Source organism: Mesorhizobium sp. M0340 (genome assembly GCF_040321535.1).
Classification (GTDB): domain Bacteria; phylum Pseudomonadota; class Alphaproteobacteria; order Rhizobiales; family Rhizobiaceae; genus Mesorhizobium.
In genome coordinates, this window is sequence record NZ_JAMYRR010000020.1 from 64,053 (window position 1) to 81,450 (window position 17,398).

At 62.2% G+C, this 17,398-nt stretch carries 22 protein-coding genes and 1 pseudogene; 9 read left to right on the plus strand and 14 right to left on the minus strand.

What is annotated here, in order from left to right; all coding sequences use genetic code 11:
- Positions 1–5: 5 nt before the first annotated feature.
- Positions 6–1,148 carry a two-component system sensor histidine kinase NtrB gene (locus NKI79_RS24795; RefSeq protein ID WP_352805266.1) on the plus strand — a complete coding sequence of 381 codons (1,143 nt, stop codon included), beginning with the start codon at positions 6–8 and terminating at the stop codon, positions 1,146–1,148.
- A 119-nt stretch (positions 1,149–1,267) separates the two neighbouring features.
- Here NKI79_RS24795 and NKI79_RS24800 read toward each other — a convergent pair whose 3' ends face one another.
- The 6 genes from NKI79_RS24800 to NKI79_RS24825 form a co-directional block, all read right to left on the minus strand.
- Positions 1,268–1,633 (minus strand): SPW repeat protein, encoded by a 366-nt coding sequence (locus NKI79_RS24800; RefSeq protein WP_352805267.1) that lies wholly within the window; start codon positions 1,631–1,633, stop codon positions 1,268–1,270.
- Positions 1,618–1,977, minus strand: a complete 360-nt coding sequence (locus tag NKI79_RS24805; protein ID WP_352805269.1) for a DNA-directed RNA polymerase subunit omega — start codon at positions 1,975–1,977, stop codon at positions 1,618–1,620. Before NKI79_RS24805 ends, NKI79_RS24800 begins: the two co-directional genes overlap by 16 nt.
- Positions 1,978–1,986: 9 nt before the next feature.
- On the minus strand, positions 1,987–2,733 hold the full coding sequence (locus NKI79_RS24810) for an ETC complex I subunit (RefSeq protein WP_352805271.1): 747 nt from the start codon (positions 2,731–2,733) through the stop codon (positions 1,987–1,989).
- Positions 2,734–2,807: 74 nt separating this feature from the next.
- Complete coding sequence (locus tag NKI79_RS24815; protein WP_254819880.1) at positions 2,808–3,302, minus strand: Hsp20/alpha crystallin family protein; 495 nt, start codon at positions 3,300–3,302, stop codon at positions 2,808–2,810.
- A 75-nt stretch (positions 3,303–3,377) separates the two neighbouring features.
- Positions 3,378–3,848 (minus strand): Hsp20 family protein, encoded by a 471-nt coding sequence (locus NKI79_RS24820; protein WP_352479470.1) that lies wholly within the window; start codon positions 3,846–3,848, stop codon positions 3,378–3,380.
- A gap of 250 nt (positions 3,849–4,098) precedes the next feature.
- A complete protein-coding gene (locus NKI79_RS24825) occupies positions 4,099–4,461 on the minus strand; it encodes a hypothetical protein (RefSeq protein ID WP_352805272.1) in 363 nt (120 codons plus the stop codon).
- Positions 4,462–4,707: 246 nt separating this feature from the next.
- Between NKI79_RS24825 and NKI79_RS24830 the strand changes: the two genes are divergently transcribed.
- The gene (locus tag NKI79_RS24830; RefSeq protein WP_352805273.1) at positions 4,708–6,102 is read left to right on the plus strand and encodes a Do family serine endopeptidase; all 1,395 of its coding nucleotides are present in this window, start codon (positions 4,708–4,710) and stop codon (positions 6,100–6,102) included.
- A gap of 36 nt (positions 6,103–6,138) precedes the next feature.
- A pseudogene (locus tag NKI79_RS24835) lies at positions 6,139–6,354 on the plus strand (FAD-dependent monooxygenase); the annotation flags it as partial.
- A gap of 200 nt (positions 6,355–6,554) precedes the next feature.
- Here NKI79_RS24835 and NKI79_RS24840 read toward each other — a convergent pair.
- Entirely contained in the window at positions 6,555–6,743 is a 189-nt protein-coding gene (locus NKI79_RS24840) for a hypothetical protein (RefSeq protein WP_352805331.1), read from the minus strand.
- Positions 6,744–6,745: 2 nt separating this feature from the next.
- On the opposite strand from NKI79_RS24840, the gene NKI79_RS24845 reads away from it, so the two are divergent.
- Entirely contained in the window at positions 6,746–6,853 is a 108-nt protein-coding gene (locus NKI79_RS24845) for an aromatic-ring hydroxylase C-terminal domain-containing protein (protein ID WP_352805276.1), read from the plus strand.
- A gap of 280 nt (positions 6,854–7,133) precedes the next feature.
- Here the strand turns inward: NKI79_RS24845 and NKI79_RS24850 are convergent, their stop codons facing one another.
- Positions 7,134–7,646 carry a phosphatidylglycerophosphatase A family protein gene (locus tag NKI79_RS24850; RefSeq protein WP_352805277.1) on the minus strand — a complete coding sequence of 171 codons (513 nt, stop codon included), beginning with the start codon at positions 7,644–7,646 and terminating at the stop codon, positions 7,134–7,136.
- A gap of 235 nt (positions 7,647–7,881) precedes the next feature.
- Here NKI79_RS24850 and NKI79_RS24855 point away from each other — a divergent pair, with 235 nt between their 5' ends.
- The 3 genes from NKI79_RS24855 to NKI79_RS24865 all read left to right on the plus strand — a co-directional run bounded on the left by NKI79_RS24855 (position 7,882) and on the right by NKI79_RS24865 (position 9,490).
- Positions 7,882–8,508, plus strand: a complete 627-nt coding sequence (locus NKI79_RS24855; RefSeq protein ID WP_352647135.1) for a CDP-alcohol phosphatidyltransferase family protein — start codon at positions 7,882–7,884, stop codon at positions 8,506–8,508.
- A gap of 68 nt (positions 8,509–8,576) precedes the next feature.
- A complete protein-coding gene (locus tag NKI79_RS24860; protein WP_352805326.1) occupies positions 8,577–9,011 on the plus strand; it encodes an antitoxin Xre-like helix-turn-helix domain-containing protein in 435 nt (144 codons plus the stop codon).
- Positions 9,008–9,490 carry an RES family NAD+ phosphorylase gene (locus NKI79_RS24865; RefSeq protein ID WP_352805280.1) on the plus strand — a complete coding sequence of 161 codons (483 nt, stop codon included), beginning with the start codon at positions 9,008–9,010 and terminating at the stop codon, positions 9,488–9,490. Before NKI79_RS24860 ends, NKI79_RS24865 begins: the two co-directional genes overlap by 4 nt.
- 52 nt (positions 9,491–9,542) lie before the next feature.
- On the opposite strand, the gene NKI79_RS24870 is transcribed toward NKI79_RS24865, so the two are convergent.
- The 6 genes from NKI79_RS24870 to NKI79_RS24895 all read right to left on the minus strand — a co-directional run bounded on the left by NKI79_RS24870 (position 9,543) and on the right by NKI79_RS24895 (position 14,936).
- Positions 9,543–10,562 (minus strand): LLM class flavin-dependent oxidoreductase, encoded by a 1,020-nt coding sequence (locus NKI79_RS24870; protein ID WP_352805283.1) that lies wholly within the window; start codon positions 10,560–10,562, stop codon positions 9,543–9,545.
- 155 nt (positions 10,563–10,717) lie between these two features.
- A complete protein-coding gene (locus NKI79_RS24875; RefSeq protein ID WP_352805285.1) occupies positions 10,718–10,924 on the minus strand; it encodes a hypothetical protein in 207 nt (68 codons plus the stop codon).
- 18 nt (positions 10,925–10,942) lie between these two features.
- The gene (locus NKI79_RS24880; protein WP_352805287.1) at positions 10,943–12,085 is read right to left on the minus strand and encodes a DegT/DnrJ/EryC1/StrS family aminotransferase; all 1,143 of its coding nucleotides are present in this window, start codon (positions 12,083–12,085) and stop codon (positions 10,943–10,945) included.
- A 252-nt stretch (positions 12,086–12,337) separates the two neighbouring features.
- Entirely contained in the window at positions 12,338–13,261 is a 924-nt protein-coding gene (locus tag NKI79_RS24885) for a carbohydrate kinase family protein (protein ID WP_352805289.1), read from the minus strand.
- Positions 13,258–13,704, minus strand: a complete 447-nt coding sequence (locus NKI79_RS24890) for an RbsD/FucU family protein (RefSeq protein WP_352805292.1) — start codon at positions 13,702–13,704, stop codon at positions 13,258–13,260. Before NKI79_RS24890 ends, NKI79_RS24885 begins: the two co-directional genes overlap by 4 nt.
- 2 nt (positions 13,705–13,706) lie before the next feature.
- Positions 13,707–14,936: an ROK family transcriptional regulator gene (locus NKI79_RS24895; RefSeq protein ID WP_352705726.1), complete on the minus strand. Its 1,230-nt coding sequence runs from the start codon at positions 14,934–14,936 to the stop codon at positions 13,707–13,709.
- 266 nt (positions 14,937–15,202) lie between these two features.
- Between NKI79_RS24895 and NKI79_RS24900 the strand changes: the two genes are divergently transcribed.
- Together NKI79_RS24900 and NKI79_RS24905 are read left to right on the plus strand one after the other, a co-directional pair.
- Complete coding sequence (locus NKI79_RS24900) at positions 15,203–16,180, plus strand: sugar ABC transporter substrate-binding protein (protein ID WP_502894341.1); 978 nt, start codon at positions 15,203–15,205, stop codon at positions 16,178–16,180.
- Between the two features lie 154 nt (positions 16,181–16,334).
- Positions 16,335–17,396, plus strand: coding sequence for an ABC transporter permease (locus NKI79_RS24905; protein ID WP_352479482.1), 1,062 nt, complete (start codon positions 16,335–16,337; stop codon positions 17,394–17,396).
- The last annotated feature ends 2 nt before the right edge of the window (positions 17,397–17,398 follow it).

The following is a 17,398-nucleotide window of genomic DNA, read 5'->3' on the forward strand; positions in this document are numbered from 1 at the left end:
TTGAGATGGCGCGCCGCGCAGCCGAAATCTTGGACCAATACGGCGACGCAAGTCTGGCGGGCATCAGCCAGCTCGACTTCCGACGGCTGATCGAAACCACCGCCGACGGGGTTCTCGTCGTCGATCTGTCGGGAACGGTGCTTTATGCAAATCCGGCGGCCGCCGCGATCTTCGGTTATCCGGCTGCCGATCTCGTCCACGTTCCCCTCGGGCGGCCGGTCATATCGGGTGAAACCACGGAAATCACCGTCCACAGGCCCAATCGAGCACCAGCCGAAGTGGAAATGCGGACGGTTGAGCTTAGCTGGGACGGTAGGCCGGCGCTGCTTGCCAGTGTTCGCGACGTCTCCGCGCAACGCGCGCAGCAGGAGCGTCGACGTCAATCACAAAAGCTCGAAGCGGTCGGCCGGCTCGCTGCCGGCATCGTTCACGACATCAACAATCTGCTCGCGGTGTTCGAATCGGGGCTGCGACTGCTTCAGAAGCAGCTGCGCGAGGATCCTGCCAATCCGAACACCGCGATTTTGATCGAAGAGTTGCTCAAACGAACGCAAAACGGCGGTGCGCTCACGCAGCAATTGCTCGCGTTCTCTCGCGGACAGTCGCTGTATCCGGAGACAATCGACCTGAATGGACGAATCAAAGCCGTCACGATGCTGCTGGAGCGGACGCTGGGGAACGGGATCCGCATCAGTCTTGAGCTGGATCCGGCACTTGGCCCTGTCCTCGTCGACGTCAATCAGCTGGACGTCGCCATCCTGAACCTGGCTGTGAATGCCAAGGACGCGATGGCCGGCAGGGGCACGCTGGCGATCGAGACCAGCGACACTCCCGACGACATCGAAGACGTGGCCGCTCTGGCTGCTTCTTTCGTTCGGGTCACGGTCAGCGATACGGGGCGCGGGATGAGCAAGGAGGTCCTGGCCCAAGTGTTCGAGCCGTTCTTTACCACCAAGGCGGATGGCCGCGGAACCGGACTTGGGCTTAGCCAGGTTTACGGCTTCATCAAGCAGTCTGGGGGCCATGTTCGGATCGAGAGTGCGGTCGGCGAGGGAACAAGCGTTCATCTCTTTCTTCCCCGCGCGCCCAGCACAGGAAATCACGAGCCGCAAATGCAGGGAGAGATCCGGCTTAATACACGTCGGTGAAAAGGCGGCCCTGTGTTTCGGCGACCGATGTGCCTGGCCGCAACGCCTGCAACGGCAGACCGCATCCATGGCGGTTGAAAAAAGCGGGCCCGGAAAACCGGGCCCGCCGGAGATGCTGGTCAGGCCGTTGAAAGCGGACGGTCGCCGAAGAACCAGAGGCTTCCGGCAGCCAGGGCCGCCACGATGACGCCCACGATCACATGAGCCCACATGGCCGCTGCCAGGGCCGAAAAACCGAGGGCCCAAGGCGAGATCAGCGTCCACAGCCCAACCACCAGGTTTGCCCATTCCTCATAGGCATGGAACGCAACCAGCGCACCCACGGCGATAAGGGCGATCACCGCACCGGCGATCCAGGCGTTCCAGGCCGCATGGGGTTCAGCCGCAAAGCCGAGATACCAAGGCGACAGGACCAGTGCTATGCCGGCGATCACATTGACGATATCGATCACCGGACGTTTTTCAGTTTTCAGCCATTTCTCCATTGTTCATCCTCCTTTCCGGACATTGTCAGTGCACCGCCCTCTGAGCGAAGGCGGGTGCGGCAGCCAGGAATTGCCCTCGCCACCGCGAAGCTTTCTTCGTCGGCCGGGCCGAATCCGGCCATCGCGCGGAACCGAACCGGCCAGAACGAAGGGCTTGACCTCGTCGGGCTGGAAGCGGTTGCCGGCGATCTCGCGCAGGGCGAGTTCGAGGGCACGGTCACTTTGTCGGACAGGCGAGGCTCAGAGCCCCGGCTGAGCGCGCGAGCCCGCCCCGCCGCGGCGACGGCCAGTGCGAAACGGTTCGGCACGGTATTTTCACAATCGAGCACGATCAGCGGATCCATGACGGCACCTCACATTGCCTTCTGCTTCTGTTGAGGAATGGAAACGGCCAGGTTCGCAGCCGTAACTGGCTCCAGTGCGAGCAGGGCCAATTCCACTTCGTCGAGCCGTGTCGGACGCGCGTTTTCCGGCATCCCCTCGGCCGTCGCGAGATCGACCAGATACTCGTTCCATGCCCAGTTTCGCAGGATGGCGCGTTTCTCGTCGGCTGTCAGAAGAGGATCGACGACCACGTCCATCGGCGATGCATAAAACGCCTCCGGGTCCGTCAGCGCCGGTCCATAATGAGGCGCCTGCGAAACCCCGCCGTGTCTGCTCTCCAGCAAAGCCAACTGGAGGCGGTTCCAGACAACGTCTGCGCCGGCCTGCAGGCGCTTGTCCGCATCAGAAGATTCGACACTGGACTTTTCGGCCGCCGGGCTTCCTTGAACCGCGTAGGCAAGCCCCTGGCGTTCGGCATAGTCGATGGCCGCCTGAGCCGTCGGAAAATCGAGCTCCACCTGGCTCAGCGTGTCACCGCTTCCGGTGTAGCCCATCAGCGGTTCAATGACCGGCGCAGTACGCCGCTCGAACACCAGCCGCCAGCCCTTCGGCCGCGCACGGCCCGAGGTCATGACTGAGCGGCAAGGCTTGTAGATTCGTGCGACCGCATCACGCGGGAACTCCGATCGGCCGAACGACGGCGCTCGCCCGCGTTTGTCGTTTGCCGGTCCGAGATTTTCTAAGATAGGTGTGACTTCTCTTTCTTGCTTCTGCATCACTCATCCCTCCCTTTTTTGGCGAAGGATGCGCCGGAGGCAGCGGCCTGCCGCCTCCGACTTGGTTCCATGCGTCAGTGGGTGATCGGGATGCGCTTCACCTTCGACTGCGCGTTCGGGTTCTTCGGTAGCGTCAGGGTCAGGACGCCATTGGCAAAGGACGCCTTGACCTTGTCGTCCTCGACCTCGTAGCCGAGGGGTATGCGCCGCTCGAAGCGACCGTAGAAGCGCTCGGAGTAGTCCTTCTCGTCGGTCTCCGACCGCTTTTCGCCACGCAGGGTCAGCACGTCCTCCTCAAGCAGGACTTCGATATCCTTCTCCTCCATACCGGGGACTTCGGCGGTGACGCGAAGCTCATTATCCGACTCCGAAATCTCCACCTTCGGCCAGCCGCTATCGAAAGGCGAAAGCTGTCCCGCAGCAGGCAAGCGCGTCTCGAAGCTCCTCAACATATCGTCAAAGAGCCTGTTTACCTCGCGGTGAAGCGAAAGGAACGGGTCGCCACCGCTATAGATGCTCGGGGCCTGGTTGTTGTTGCGGCCCCACGGGATAAGGTCACGCATGTTCATCTTCATTCACCTCCACGTTCAACCGCGCGGCACCGGGCGATTGCCGGTGCCGGTCGCTTCTGATTCACTCTGACTTCAGGCTGCGTTCTTTTCGGCGTCGATCTGCCGAGGCGCCGCCTTTGCCGTACTGCCGGCGATGGCGATGCGGCGCGGCTTCATCTCTTCGGGAAGCTCGCGCTTGAGATCGATGTTCAGCAGCCCATTGTCCAAGCTGGCGCCGACGACTTTCACATGGTCGGCCAGTTCGAACCGACGCTCGAAGTCGCGCCCGGCAATGCCGCGATAGAGATACTGGCCGTCATCGTCGCCAGATTGCGACCCGCTCACAACCAGCAGGTTAGGTTGATGAGTGATGGTCAGCTGATCCTGTGAGAAGCCGGCGACCGCCATGGTGATGCGATAGGCGTCCTCACCAGTCTTGGCGATGTCATAGGGCGGCCAATTGTCTATCGCAGTGACACGGCTCGCATTTTCCAACATGTTGAAAATGCGGTCGAAGCCGATGCTGGACCGGAACAGAGGGGTAAAATCGAGGTTTGTCCTCATAGCCACATCCTCCTTTGAGCAACATGGACACAATGAGACGCCAAGAGAGCCTTGACGCCTCCTGGACTTGCGCCGGCCCCATCTGGCGACCGGCGATTAGGTATTTATAACAGTGCTTTACGGATTCAAGGGCGTTATAGGAAAATTTTCAGCCAGACGAATGGTCGCAGAAGAACACGTCTATCCCGCCCGCCGGCAGGACCTCGCCGGTGGGCGGATGCCTCGGATGAAGAGCGTGGCCGCGCTCCGCTCAAGGTCGATCGACCGATGCTGTAAAACCGGTGACCGCGATGCTGTCAATCTCACGACCCCGACCGGCGCCGGGAAGCTTCTCCAATTGATCCAGTTGGCGCAACGCGTCCATGATGGCATCGAAGCTGACCGGTTCGGTTGCTCCCGGCGGCATGCGCAGCGCCGGCACCGATTCCACTGCACAGGCATCCGATGCCCATGACGAAAGAATTGCACGCTTCTCCTGGACGTCCAGCGTCACGTCAGTCAGCACGTCCTGAGGTCGCTCGAAATGCCGTGCCGGATGGAGCAACCGGTCAAGAAAAACATCAGGTCCCACGGGCCCGATTGAGGGAAAACTCGTCGAAATGGCTCCTTCCATCGATGGTCCTCCGCTTTGAATAGTCTCCTTTGTTGACGTCATGTTTGGTGGCTCTCGCGATTTCCACCAGCCAAAATTTCGGAGAGTTGCGAGCAAATTTCAATGGCCCCGCAAGGCCACATTTTCGCAGTTCAGCCCACCATCAACATTTTTTCGAACCGGTGAAACAATCGCCGTGAATGTCAGTTCTTGCGTCTGGGACAAGTCGCGCAGCAGCGCCAGGGCGGTCGGGCAGGAGAACCAATCATGTCTTACATTTCCAGGAAGCGACTGTGCATTGGCTTCGTCGCAGGAATTTTGATGCTCTCGGCTGGTGGCTTTGCTCCGGTTTCAGCGCAGGAAATCCCGAACGACTTCAGCGCAATCGTGCGTCAGAAGCTGCCGGCCGTGGTCGCGATCACGACAAGGCAGATCATCCAGGACCAAACGATGCTCGACGATTTTCTCAACCCCTTCGACAGCCGCGGGCCTGCCCAGCCGCAGGTGCGAGAAGCCCTTGGCTCCGGCTTCGTGGTCAGTCCCGAGGGCTACATCGTCACCAACAATCATGTCGTGGCCGACTCCACCGAAATCCGCGTCGTATTCTCCGATAAGGAGACTTCGCCCGCTCGACTTGTGGGCCGCGATCCAGCAACCGACATCGCGGTGCTGAAGGTCGATCCACGCCCCAACATGACGACCACCGCCTGGGGTGACTCTGACGCAATGCAGCCGGGGGCCTGGACGATCGCGATTGGCAGTCCCTTCGGCCTCGGGGGAACCGTGACCGTCGGCGTTCTTTCCGCCCGCTCGCGCGACATCCAAGCCGGCCCTTACGACGATTTCCTCCAGACAGACGCCTCGATCAATAGAGGCAATTCGGGCGGCCCCCTGTTTAACGCGCGCGGCGAAGTGATCGGGGTCAATACAGCCATCGTCTCTCCGTCTGGCGGCAGCATAGGCATCGGTTTCGCCGTGCCGTCCCGAACCGCACGAAGCGTTGCCGATCAGCTGATCCGCACCGGCCGGATCGAGCGCGGGTTCATCGGAGTGCGTCTCCAGGAGGTGACGCCGTCGATTGCCCAGGCACTTGGCATATCGAGCACCAAGGGGGCGCTGGTCGCCTCGGTCGAGCCCGGCAGTCCGGCGGAGAAGGCCGGCTTACAATCGGGAGATGTAATCACCCGGTTCAACGGCAAAGACATCCAGGGCGTCCATGACTTGACGCTGGCGGCAGCGAACGAAAAGCCAGGGTCGAAAGCGACGTTGACAAGGAACCGCGGCGGCTCCGAGCAGGAGGTGGAGCTGACCGTCGGTCAACGCAAGGACGAGGAGGTGCAGACCGGTGCCGTTCCGAGTCCGGAAGCGGCGGGCCAACGGCTCGGACTGTCGCTCAGCCCCATTCCGGACGAGGCGCGTCAACAACTCGGTCTCCAGCCGGGTACCACCGGGGTGTTTATCCAGGAGGTGGCGCCAAATAGCCCCGCCGCCGAGAACGGCCTTCGGCCTGGTGACGTCATCGTCTCGGCCAACAACCGCAACGTGACGCAGCCGTCGGATGTCCAGCAAGAGTCGACGAAATCCCGCCAGCAGAAAAAGCCCATCCTGTTCCGCATCGAAAGGCAAGGACAATCGCTTTTCGTTGCAGTGGCCCCTTCCTGACGCGGCGCTGCGTCAGGCTAGGCGCGCTCCTGGTAAGTGGCCGCATTGACAGCACGCCAATTCCGGCGAGGCCGCGCGTTCCTTATAGGGGATGCCGCACATGTGACGCCCCCAACAGGCGCTTTCGGTGGCAATTCAGGCGTCCACGACGCCTATAACCTTGCCCGGAAGCTTGCAGTAGTAGCACGCGGTCATGCCGATCCCTCGTTGCTGGATAGCTATGACATTGAGCGCCGGCCGGTCATCGAGGCTACGTTGGCGCAAGCGCTCGCCCGCCTACAGAAATGGTTCGACGATCCGTCGAAGCGGTTGCCTCCTCCGGTTGCGATCGTCGAGGATTACGACGTGGTATTTGGCCAGCGCTACACTGCAGGCATCGTGGCTCGGGAATCCACTCCGGACGATCACCGTTCCAAAAATCCACGGAGCTGTCAGGTCGCCCTGGCACGCGTTTACCGCATTTCGCGGTCGAGCGCGCCGGCCAGCAGATTTCGAGTCTCGATTTGTGCGATCGCGACCTTCTTCTCCTCTGCGGCGACGAAGCGTGGTGTCAGGCTGCTGACGCCGTAAGCCAACGCCTCCGTATGCCGCTGACCTGCCACGCCTTGGGTGCCAATGGGGATCTGATTGACTTGGACCATCGGTGCCTTCCGCGCCCGAGGTTGAAAGCGGCGGTGCTGTCTTGGTCAGGCCGGACGGCTTTGTCGCGTGGCGGTCATCGCACGGTGTGCCTGATCCGTACAGGTGCTGATCGAAACAATTGACGGGTTTGGTTTCCGCACGCAGGCACACGAACACCATCGGTGAGCGGCGGATGCCTCCTGCGTTCTGGCACGCCGATGTCGTCGCCGGGAATGCGGGCGATGCCAGGGGCGCAGACGGCCAGCGCACAAAGCCCGGCCGCTACGACTCCCTTGCCGATCCCATCGCCTGGAATGGCCGCGATCCCATGGCTTCGCATCGGTCCGGTCTTCCCTTGTGGCGCTAAACTCCGATGGACCACCGTGGCCTTGGCAGACCGAATGTCGCCATTACCGCAAATGGTCAATCAAACCGTTCAGCAGGAGCAGCAACGCCCCAGCGACGACAGCCGCGGCCGCGTCGTCCAGCATGATGCCGGCCCCACCCCTTACCTTGTCATGCATGATACGGATGGGCCAAGGCTTGACGACGTCGAAAAACCGGAAAGCAAGGAAGCCTGCTGCCCACCAGAGTGGGTCGAGCGGCAGCATGGAAAGTGTCGCGGCGGCGCCGAAGGTCTCATCGATGACGACGATCTGCGGGTCCTCCGTCCCGGTTCGGGAGATGACATGCGACGACGCCCATACGCCGACGGCGAACAGGGCCGCATAGGCAAGCACAGTCAGCCAAGGCGATGCCGGTATCAGAGCTGCGGCAACAGCCACTCCAACCATTGCGCCGGCCGTGCCCGGCCATATTGGAGATAATCCCGCGCCAAGAGAGGTCGCGAGCAGGTAGGCAAACTTGGGTGAAAATTTATGCATCGAGTTTCGGCCGGCTTCCGACGGATGGCAAGCAATCATAGTCACATCGTTCGGGCGCGGCCGCCAGACCGCCGGTCGATTTGCGCCGTCGGCTTGGCGAGCGCCTTAATCCGCCGGCCGCATCCGCCAAAAAGAAATCGCTGTTGCCGCCGGTTGAGAACGTTGCTGAGCCAGTTCTCCGTCTGCGTTGACCAAGTCGAACGGTGGCGACGGTGGAACAAACCCGCAAATTGCTGGTAAAGCTCGGTGAAACGACATCATCAGAGGAGCCGCCATGATCGCCGGTCTCATGAAAAGTCGCATCGACCCGCTATGGGAGCAGGCCGCCTCTCCGCTGATCGGCATCGGCATGACGCCGAACCAGGTTACGGCCAGTGGACTCGTGCTCGTCGCTTTGTCGTCGGCGGCCTACGTCTATCACCATTCAAGCCTTGCCTTTGGCCTTTGCCTGGCGTTTGCCTTCACCTTCGATGCGCTGGACGGTGCTGTCGCCCGCCGAACAAATATGATCACCAAGGCCGGTGGCTATTTCGACGCTGTCGTCGACCGCTATCAGGAATTGGCCGTCTTTGCGGCTATCGGCTGGGTCGCCGATCTGTGGGCGATCGCAATGTTCGCGTTCGCCGGCGGGATACTCACAAGTTACGCCAAGGCGCGGACGGCGCTGGAAATCCCTGTGGAAAACCATGGTTGGCCGGATTTCTTCGAGCGGATGGAACGTCTGGTTTTCATTTGCGTGCTGCTCGCCGCCGACGGAGTCGCGGCCGCCCTGGGCGCGGCATCGCCCTGGATTCTGGCGGGTGGGTTCGCGCTTTACGCAGTGCTGGCCAACGCCACAGCGCTGCAACGGATCAGTCGCGCATTCACGATGCTGAAACGAGCCGACGGAAAGCAGCCGTGAGACTGCAGCCCACTTGCGCGTAGTCTCACATGAAGGTATATCATGCTTCACATGAGGAGGCAGTGATGATGCTGGCGTTCGGAAATGTCGCCGACGTGCTGGGCTTGCCGCCCAAGGAAACGGCTGCACGGTCACCATTCGGGCTGATGGCTCGAATTGAAGACGGATTGCCCATCGGCGCGCTCGAACGCGTCTCACAATTGCTGGCACCGGCCGATGCCCAGTTCAAATATCGCCTCGTTCCAAAGGCAACCTATGAACGTCGCAAGAGGGGTGCTCTTCGACTGTCTTCGGAAGAGGGCATGCGGGTGGCACGAGTTGCTCGTGTATGGGACTTGGCCCTCGACGTCTGGAAGGTCGAAGATGAGGCTCGTGACTTTCTATTTCGGCCTCATCTCATGCTGGAAGACCGGCGCCCGATTGAAATGGTCATCCAAAACGAGATCGGCGCCGAGCTGGTGATCGATATCCTTGCAGGCCTGAAGTACGGCACCGCCGCTTGACGGCGCAGATACTCGATCGGACGCTGCTGTGCTTCAGGATCGGCGATCCTGCCGGCACTTATCCGATCTTTGACGCGACGGGCTCGACGATTGCGCCCGGCCGCTGGAACACGCCCGGCAGCCCGGTGATCTACGCCAGCGAGCATTATTCGACTGCCTTGCTGGAAAAGCTAGTGCACGGCAGCGGCAGACTGCCGCCCAACCAGCACTACGTCCAGATCATGGTTCCGCGCGGGCTGAGCTACGAGACCTTTTCTCAGCCGTCGCTGCCGGGTTGGGACGTAACGCCGGCAAAGGTGAGCAAGGAATTCGGTGAGACTTGGTGTATCGAGCGCCGCAGCGCGATCGTAATCGTACCAAGCGTCGTGGCTCGCCTCGACAACAACGTGTTGATCAATCCGGCCCATCCGGAGTTTGCCTTGATCACAGCCAGCCTGCATCAGCCCGTGTATTGGGACAGGCGGCTGTTCGGTTCCTGAGCGGGGCCGGGAGGGGAGGTTCCTGCCTCCTGCGGTCGATTGCTCAAACTCGTCAGCGCCAGCCCAAGCCCGGAGCGACATGGGTCAGGATCGCCTCGATGACGTGGGCATTGTAGTCGACGCCGAGCTGATTGGGGACGGTAAGCAGCAGCGTATCAGCCTCGGCGATGGCTTCGTCGCCCTTTAGCTGCTTGATCAGGACGTCCGGTTCGGCGGCATAGGAGCGGCCGAACACGGCGCGTCTGTCTGCCTCGATGTAACCGAAATGATCTCCGCTTTGGTTGCCGCCGAAATAGGCCCGGTCGCGATCGTCGACAAGCGCAAAAATGCTCCGGCTGACCGACACCCGCGGCTCGCGCGTGTGTCCGGCCGCCTTCCAGGCCTCACGAAAAGCCCGGATCTGTTCGGCCTGCTGGATGTGAAACGGCTTTCCGCCCTCATCGAATTTGAGCGTGGAGCTCTGCAGGTTCATCCCCAGTTTCGCCGCCCATTCGGCGGTGGCGTTTGTGGCGGCGCCCCACCAGATGCGCTTGCGCAGGCCCTCCGAGTGCGGCTCGACGCGGAGCAGGCCAGGCGGGTTGGGAAACATCGGCCGCGGGTTGGGCTGCGCAAAGCCTTTGCCCAGCAACACTTCGAGCAGCACTCCGGTGTGTCTGCGGGCCATGTCGGCATCGCTCTCGCCCTCTTGCGGGGCGTAGCCGAAGTAGCGCCATCCCTCGATTACCTGCTCCGGCGAGCCGCGGCTGATGCCCAGCTGCAGACGCCCTCCGGCGATTAGGTCGGCGGCGCCGGCGTCCTCCGCCATATAGAGCGGGTTCTCGTAACGCATGTCGATCACCGCCGTGCCGATCTCGATTCGTCTGGTCTTCGCCCCAACCGCTGCCAGCAGCGGGAAGGGCGAGGCGAGTTGGCGCGCGAAGTGATGCACGCGGTAATACGCGCCGTCCGCACCCAGCTCCTCGGCCGCGACAGCCAGCTCGACGGACTGCAAAAGCGCATCAGATGCCGTCCGGGTCTGCGATTGCGGCGAGGGCGTCCAGTGCCCGAACGAGAGGAAACCAATCTTCTTCATGAAATAGCCAGCCTAGAGGGAAGACAGGTGCAGACTATGCTTCGACGCAGAGCAAAGCATCCCGAAATCGGTACCGACGCCCCAGTTTGAGGTGAACGGTCCGTTGTTGATCAGCGATGCCGTCAATGGCGACCCTGTTGCCGGCGCGAGCGCATCTAGGAAGGCGCCGCGAATGCGAGCACTATCGCGATGAGGATCAACAGCGGCCCCATCCATTTAAAATGGGTTCCAAAGTTGGTCCACCATGCCTGCCGTTGGCCGGGGCGAGCTTGAGAGGGGTCCGGGAAAAATCCGAAGCCGACGCCAGCCATCCACAACCCGGCGCAGAACATGATGAACTCGTCGATGTAATCCGCGACCACGCTTCGAAGCTTTCGAATTCATGCCGCCGCTACATGCGCCGAATTCGAGCCGATATAGTTACGGATCGTTTCGATGATCCGGTCCTGGTCAGCCTCGCTCAGATAGGGATGCATCGGCAGGCACAGGATGCGCTTCGGCAACTCTTCCGAAACGGCAAGGCCGGTCGGCGTGCGCGGATAGTCGCGATAGGCAATCTGGCTGTGCAGCGGTTTCACATAGTAGATGACCGACGGAATGCCCTTTTCACCGAGATGTACCTTGAGCCCGTCGCGTTTCGGCGTTTCGATGGCGTATTGCGCCCAGGCCGAGCGGCCGCCGCCCAGATTGCGCGCCGCCTTGACGATATCGCCGAGACCTTCGGCGTAGCGATTGGCGACCGCTTGCCGCGCCACCATCTCGTCCTCGAGGATGGCCAGCTTCTCTATCAGGATCGCCGCCTGAAGCGTGTCGAGCCGTGAATTGATGCCGACGCGGACATTGTCGTATTGCGTTTCGCCCTTGCCGTGAAAGGCGAACGAGCGCAGCTGTTCGGCCAGCGCATCGTCATTGGTGAACATCGCACCGCCGTCGCCATAGCAGCCGAGCGGCTTTGCCGGATAGAAGCTGGTCGAGCCGACGGTGCCGAACGAGCCGCACATTTTGCCGTCGGCCGAGCCGCCGGTCGCCTGCGCCGCATCCTCGATGACCATCAGGCCTTCGCGATCGGCGATGGCCATGATCGCCTCGTAATCGGCGGCGAGGCCGAACAGGTCGACGGGAATGATTGCCTTCGGCCTCAGCCGGCCTTCCGCCTTGATCATGGCGATTGCCGCCTCGAGGCTGGCGGTGTCGATATTGTAGCTGTCGGCATCGACATCGACGAACACCGGTTCGGCCTTGGTCAGCGCCACCACTTCGGCCGTGGCGGCAAAAGTGAAGCTCGGCACGAACACCGCGTCGCCCGGGCCGATACCGGCGGCAAACAGCGGCAACAGCAGCGCGTCGGTGCCGTTGGCGCAAGCGACCACGTGCTTGGTGCCGATATAGGCGGAGAGCTTGTTTTCGAATTCGGTGACCTGAGGTCCGAGGATAAAGCGGCCTTCGTCGACGACCCGGTCGATTGCCGCTTTCAGCCTGTCGCGGATGCGTTCGCGCTGCGCGCCAAGATCGATAAACTGCATGTCGGCCTCAAACGGTTTAGTCAGATAACCGGCCGCTGGTAGCAGACTTGGCACGGCCGAGAAAGCCGCAGGGCAAAACCCTGAATTGCTCAAATGTCGCAGCCTGTTACCGCTGACTTCCGACCTGCTCTCTTAAACGCGGGGAAATCCGGGCTTCGGCCGGCTCGATATGGACCTTCACAGCCGGTCCCGCCGGGTCGACGAAACATAAAGTGATCGCGGCAGGCAGTCCTTGAGCGTGTTGCCAGCCGGTCAGGCGATTTCATGCCGCCATGGCGGGTTGGCGCCGGCCCGCGAGACCGTCACAGCCGCGGCTTTCGCGCCGAGCGTCAGCGCCTTATGGATGGCTTCTTCCGGCAGGCTGGCGATTGCCGTCTTCGACAACAGGCCCTGTTCGTGCAAGGAGGCAAGGATGCCGGCATTGAATGTGTCGCCGGCGCCGACCGTATCGACCACCTCGACCTTGTCCGGCACGACCGTGACCTGGTGCCGGCTGCTGTAGCCGACCGCGCCCTCGCTACCGTGGGTGACCACGATCAGCTTCGGGCCGCGCTCCAGCCAGTTGCGCACGACGTCCTCATGCGAGCCGGCTTCGCCGAACCAGTTCAGATCCTCGTCCGACAGTTTCACGATGTCGGCCATCGCCATCATGCCGCGGATGCGCCTGAGGTGCTTGGCGTTGTCGGGAATGAAGTTTGGCCGGATGTTGGGGTCGAGCATCATCACTCGGCGCTCATGCTCGCGTCGCATGAACTCTTCATAGGCCGACCCCGCCGGCTCCGAGATCAGGCTGATGGCGCCGAACAGCATGGCCTCGATCTCGCTGCCGAGTTCCGGCAGGTCCTCGATGGTCAGCATGCGCCCGGCGGTGTTTTCGTCATAGAACGTGTAGGTCGCCTGGCCGTTGTTGAGCCGCACGAAGGCGAGCGTAGTCGGGCGCGGCGAGGTGTGTGCATAGGTGGAACTGACCTTGCTGGCTCCCAGTGCCTCCCTGAGCTGGCCCCCGAACAGATCCGACGACAGGCCGGAGAAGAAGGCAGCGGGCGCGCCGAGCCGGCCAAGCGCAATTGCCGAGTTGAAGACGGCACCGCCGACATAGGGCGCAAAGGCCGACTCGCCCTCCGTCGTGGTCCGCGGCAGCATATCGATCAGGGCTTCGCCACAGCAGAGGATCATGAAGTCTTGCTTTCCGGCGGATAGATCACGCCCTTGCGAATGATGATGTTGGCGAAAAGCCGCGGCTCGCTCGTCGCGACGATCGCATGTGCGGCCTTCACCCGTGCATAAAAGTCGGCGCCGGCAAGCGCAACCACCTTGCGGCCCGGCGCACGCCTGGCGCAGATCGCTTCCATCTCATGGTGAACCGGATCGGCGAGCAGGGGATCGCCTTTGGCCGAGGCGCGAAACAGCGCCTGCGGCACGGCGTCGTCGACCGGCAATACGCTCAATACCGCATCGAGCACCGGAACGAGATGATGACCGTCGGCGCGGATCAGCCGCTGTGCCTGCTGCTCGGCCGGGTAGTTGCCGTCGACCAAGGCGATCTCGTCGCCATGGCCCATGGCGCGCAATATCGCCAGAAACTCCGGGCCGAGCAGCGCCGGGATGCCGATCAGCATGCTCAGAAGCTCCGGGAAATCGTGGTCGAGCCGATGAGGAAGCGCTCCGACAGCGGCAGGCTGGCGCCACCAAGCGCCCGCGCATGGATGCCGACGGTTCCCTCGCGAATGGCCGGCAGCCTCAGGCCCTCGCCGTCGATCCGGCCGATGGCCTGGATGACGGCATCGACAAGCCGACTGCGCACGGCAAGCGGCATCCACCCGTCGATCACTGCGGCTTCGAAATCAATGACGGAGGACGCCGAAACGATGGCATAGGCGAGCGCCTGCGAGGCGCTGGCGATCCAGTCGTCGAGCTCGGCGCCGATCTCGCCCCAGTCGCCCGGTGATGTCCACAGATGCGAGGCCTCGATGCCGCGCGCGTTGAGCGCCTTTTCCAGCATGGCGATCGACGCCACGTCGATCAACTGCGTCGGCTTGCCGTCCGGCCCGGGCACCGGCATCGAGCCCAGCGCGCCGGCATTGCCGGTTGGGCCGCCAAACAACCGGCCGTTCAGCACGATGCCGCCGCCGGCAAAGGCGCCGATGTAGAAATAGACGAAATCGCGTGCCGCGCCCGCCGCGTGGCCGAACACGAGCTCGGCACCGCAGGCCGAGGTGGCGTCGTTCTGCAGATAGACTGGAAATTCGCATTGCGCCTGGATGTCGGCGCGGATGTCGCGATGGCGCCATTCGTCCATGATTTCGCGCGGTGCGCCCGCGGTATCGGCCCAGTTCCACAATTCGAACGGCATGGCGATGCCAAGCCCGGCAATGCGCTTATCCTGCGCCGGGGTGAGCTCGCCGCGCATCTTGTTCATGCCGCCTGTGACGAATTCCACCGTCTCGCGCGGGGCAGGGTAGCGGTAGGAATGCTGCAGCATCGAGCGTACGTTGCCGAGGAAATCGATCAGCACCAATTCGGCGCTGCGGCGGCCGATCTTCAGGCCGATGAAATAGGCACCGTCGGGATTGAGCGCCATGGGTATCGAGGGCTGGCCGATCTTGCCGCGCAACGGCGCCTGGCGGACGAGCAGGTCGTCCTCCTCCAACTCGCGCATGATCACTGAGACTGTCTGCGCCGAAAGGCCGGTCATGCGTGCAATGTCGGATTTGGCCAGGCTGCCATGCTGGCGCACCAGCGACAGCACCAGCCGCTCATTGTGGTCCCGCATGCCGCTTTGATTGGTGCCGCGGTGCAGACGGCTTTCGGCCGCATTGGGCGAACCGTGCCTCGTAACGCCGGTCTCCACCCTGTTCCTCCGTCGTTTCCCCTCAATGCTTTTGGTCTAGAGTGGGTGAACAATCCTGCGTTGTCAATAATAAATAAGAGTGATTTAATTATTGACAGTGCTGGCGGACTGGTGTCTCTTGGGATCGGCGCCGATGCTGGGAGATTTCGTCGGACGCGCTGCAGATGTCGGTTGGCCGGCATCCTAAATGGTTCCATGGGAGGAAAATCGTGACTACGTCAAAACTGTTGAAATCCACCGTGTTCGCCGCGGCCGGACTGAGCTTGATGGCCTTTGCGTCGACGGCATCGGCCGCCGGGGTCGGCGCCTGCTTGATCACCAAGACCGACACCAATCCCTTCTTCGTCAAGATGAAGGAAGGTGCGACGGCCAAGGCCAAGGAGCTTGGCGTCGATCTCAAGACTTACGCCGGCAAGATCGACGGCGACAGCGAGAGCCAGGTTGCTGCAATCGAGAGCTGCATCGCCGACGGCGCCAAGGGTATCCTCATCACCGCGTCCGATACCAAGGGCATCGTGCCGACGGTGAAGAAAGCGCGGGACGCCGGGCTGTTGGTGATCGCGCTCGACACGCCGCTTGATCCGATCGATGCGGCTGACGCGACCTTCGCGACGGACAATCTGGAAGCCGGCAAGCTGATCGGCGCATGGGCCGCCGCGACACTCGGCGATAAGGCCAAGGATGCCAAGATCGGCTTCCTCGACCTGACGCCGTCGCAGCCGACGGTGGACGTGCTGCGCGACCAGGGCTTCATGATGGGCTTCGGCATCGACGTGAAGGACCCCAACAAGATTGGCGACGAGGACGACCCGCGCATCGTTGGCCATGACGTGACGAACGGCAATGAAGAGGGCGGCCGCAAGGCGATGGAGAACCTTCTGCAGAAGGACAACACCATCAACGTCATCCACACCATCAACGAGCCGGCAGCTGTCGGCGCCTACCAGGCGCTCAAGGCCGTCGGTCTCGAAAGCCAGGTGCTGATCGTCTCGGTCGACGGTGGTTGCCCCGGGGTGAAGTCGGTCACCGAAGGCGTGATCGGCGCTACCTCGCAGCAATATCCGCTGCAAATGGCGGCGCTCGGCATCGAGGCGATCGCCACTTTCGCCAAGGACGGGACGAAGCCGAAGCCGACCGAAGGCAAGAACTTCTTCGACACCGGCGTTAACCTTGTCACCGACAAGCCCGCCAACGGTGTGAAGTCCATCGACACCAAGGAAGGCCTCGCCAAGTGCTGGGGCTGAGCCTGGCCTGACCGGCAACAGATCGCGATCGGCCGGGGCTTGATCCCCGGCCGCTCAGGGTGGACGATGTGCCGGTCTAAACGCAAATAGTCCCGGCGGCAGACCGGAAGGCGTGGACGGCGTTGGCTCTTGGCTGAAGCCCAGGGGAGGAAACATGTCTCAAGCACAAGAATTCGAAAAAGTTCTATCGAGCAGCGACACAAGCGTCGCCGCGTTCGACGAGCATAAATCGGCCGTCAAGCGCGCCCAGCATTTCCTGCATTCCACGCCGGCAGCGGTGCCGCTGATCGTGCTGGTTCTCGCGATAATTATCTTTGGCATCACCATCGGCGGGCGTTTTTTTTCATCCTATACGCTGACGCTGATCCTTCAGCAGATCGCCATTGTCGGCATTCTGGGCGCCGCGCAGACGCTGGTGATCCTGACCGCCGGCATCGACCTGTCGATTGGCGTGATCATGGTGATTTCGGCTGTGATCATGGGCAATTGCGCGGTCAGCTACGGTATGCCGGCCGTGCTCGCGGTGGCAATCGGGCTTGTCGCTGGTGGCGCATGCGGCCTGCTCAACGGGGTGCTGGTCGCCTACATGAAGCTACCGCCATTCATCGTGACGCTGGGCACCTGGAACATCGTCATGGCCACCAACTTCATCTACTCGGCCAATGAGACCATCCGCGACACCGACGTCGACGTTCAGGCGCCTCTGCTGCACCTGTTTGCCTTGAGCTTCAAGGTCGGCACGGCCGTGCTGACGCTTGGCGTCATTGCCATGGTCGTTCTCGTGTTGGTCCTCTGGTACGTGCTCAACCACACCGCGTGGGGCCGCCATGTCTACGCGGTTGGCGACGATCAGGAGGCCGCGAAACTGTCGGGCATCCAGACGAAGAAGGTGCTGGTGACGGTATATGCCCTTGCCGGGCTGATCGCCGCCTTCGCAGCCTGGGTCTCCATCGGCCGCAATGGCTCGATCTCGCCTTCCGCCGCCGTGACCGACTACAATCTTCAGGCCATCACCGCGACGGTGATCGGCGGTATTTCGCTGTTCGGCGGGCGCGGCTCGATCCTCGGCACGCTGTTCGGCGCCATGATCGTCGGTGTCGTCTCGATGGGCCTCAACATGCTGGGCGCCGATCCGCAGTGGAAGGTGCTGCTCACCGGCGTGCTGATCATCGGCGCCGTGGCGATCGATCAATGGATCAGAAAGGTTTCGGCATAGCC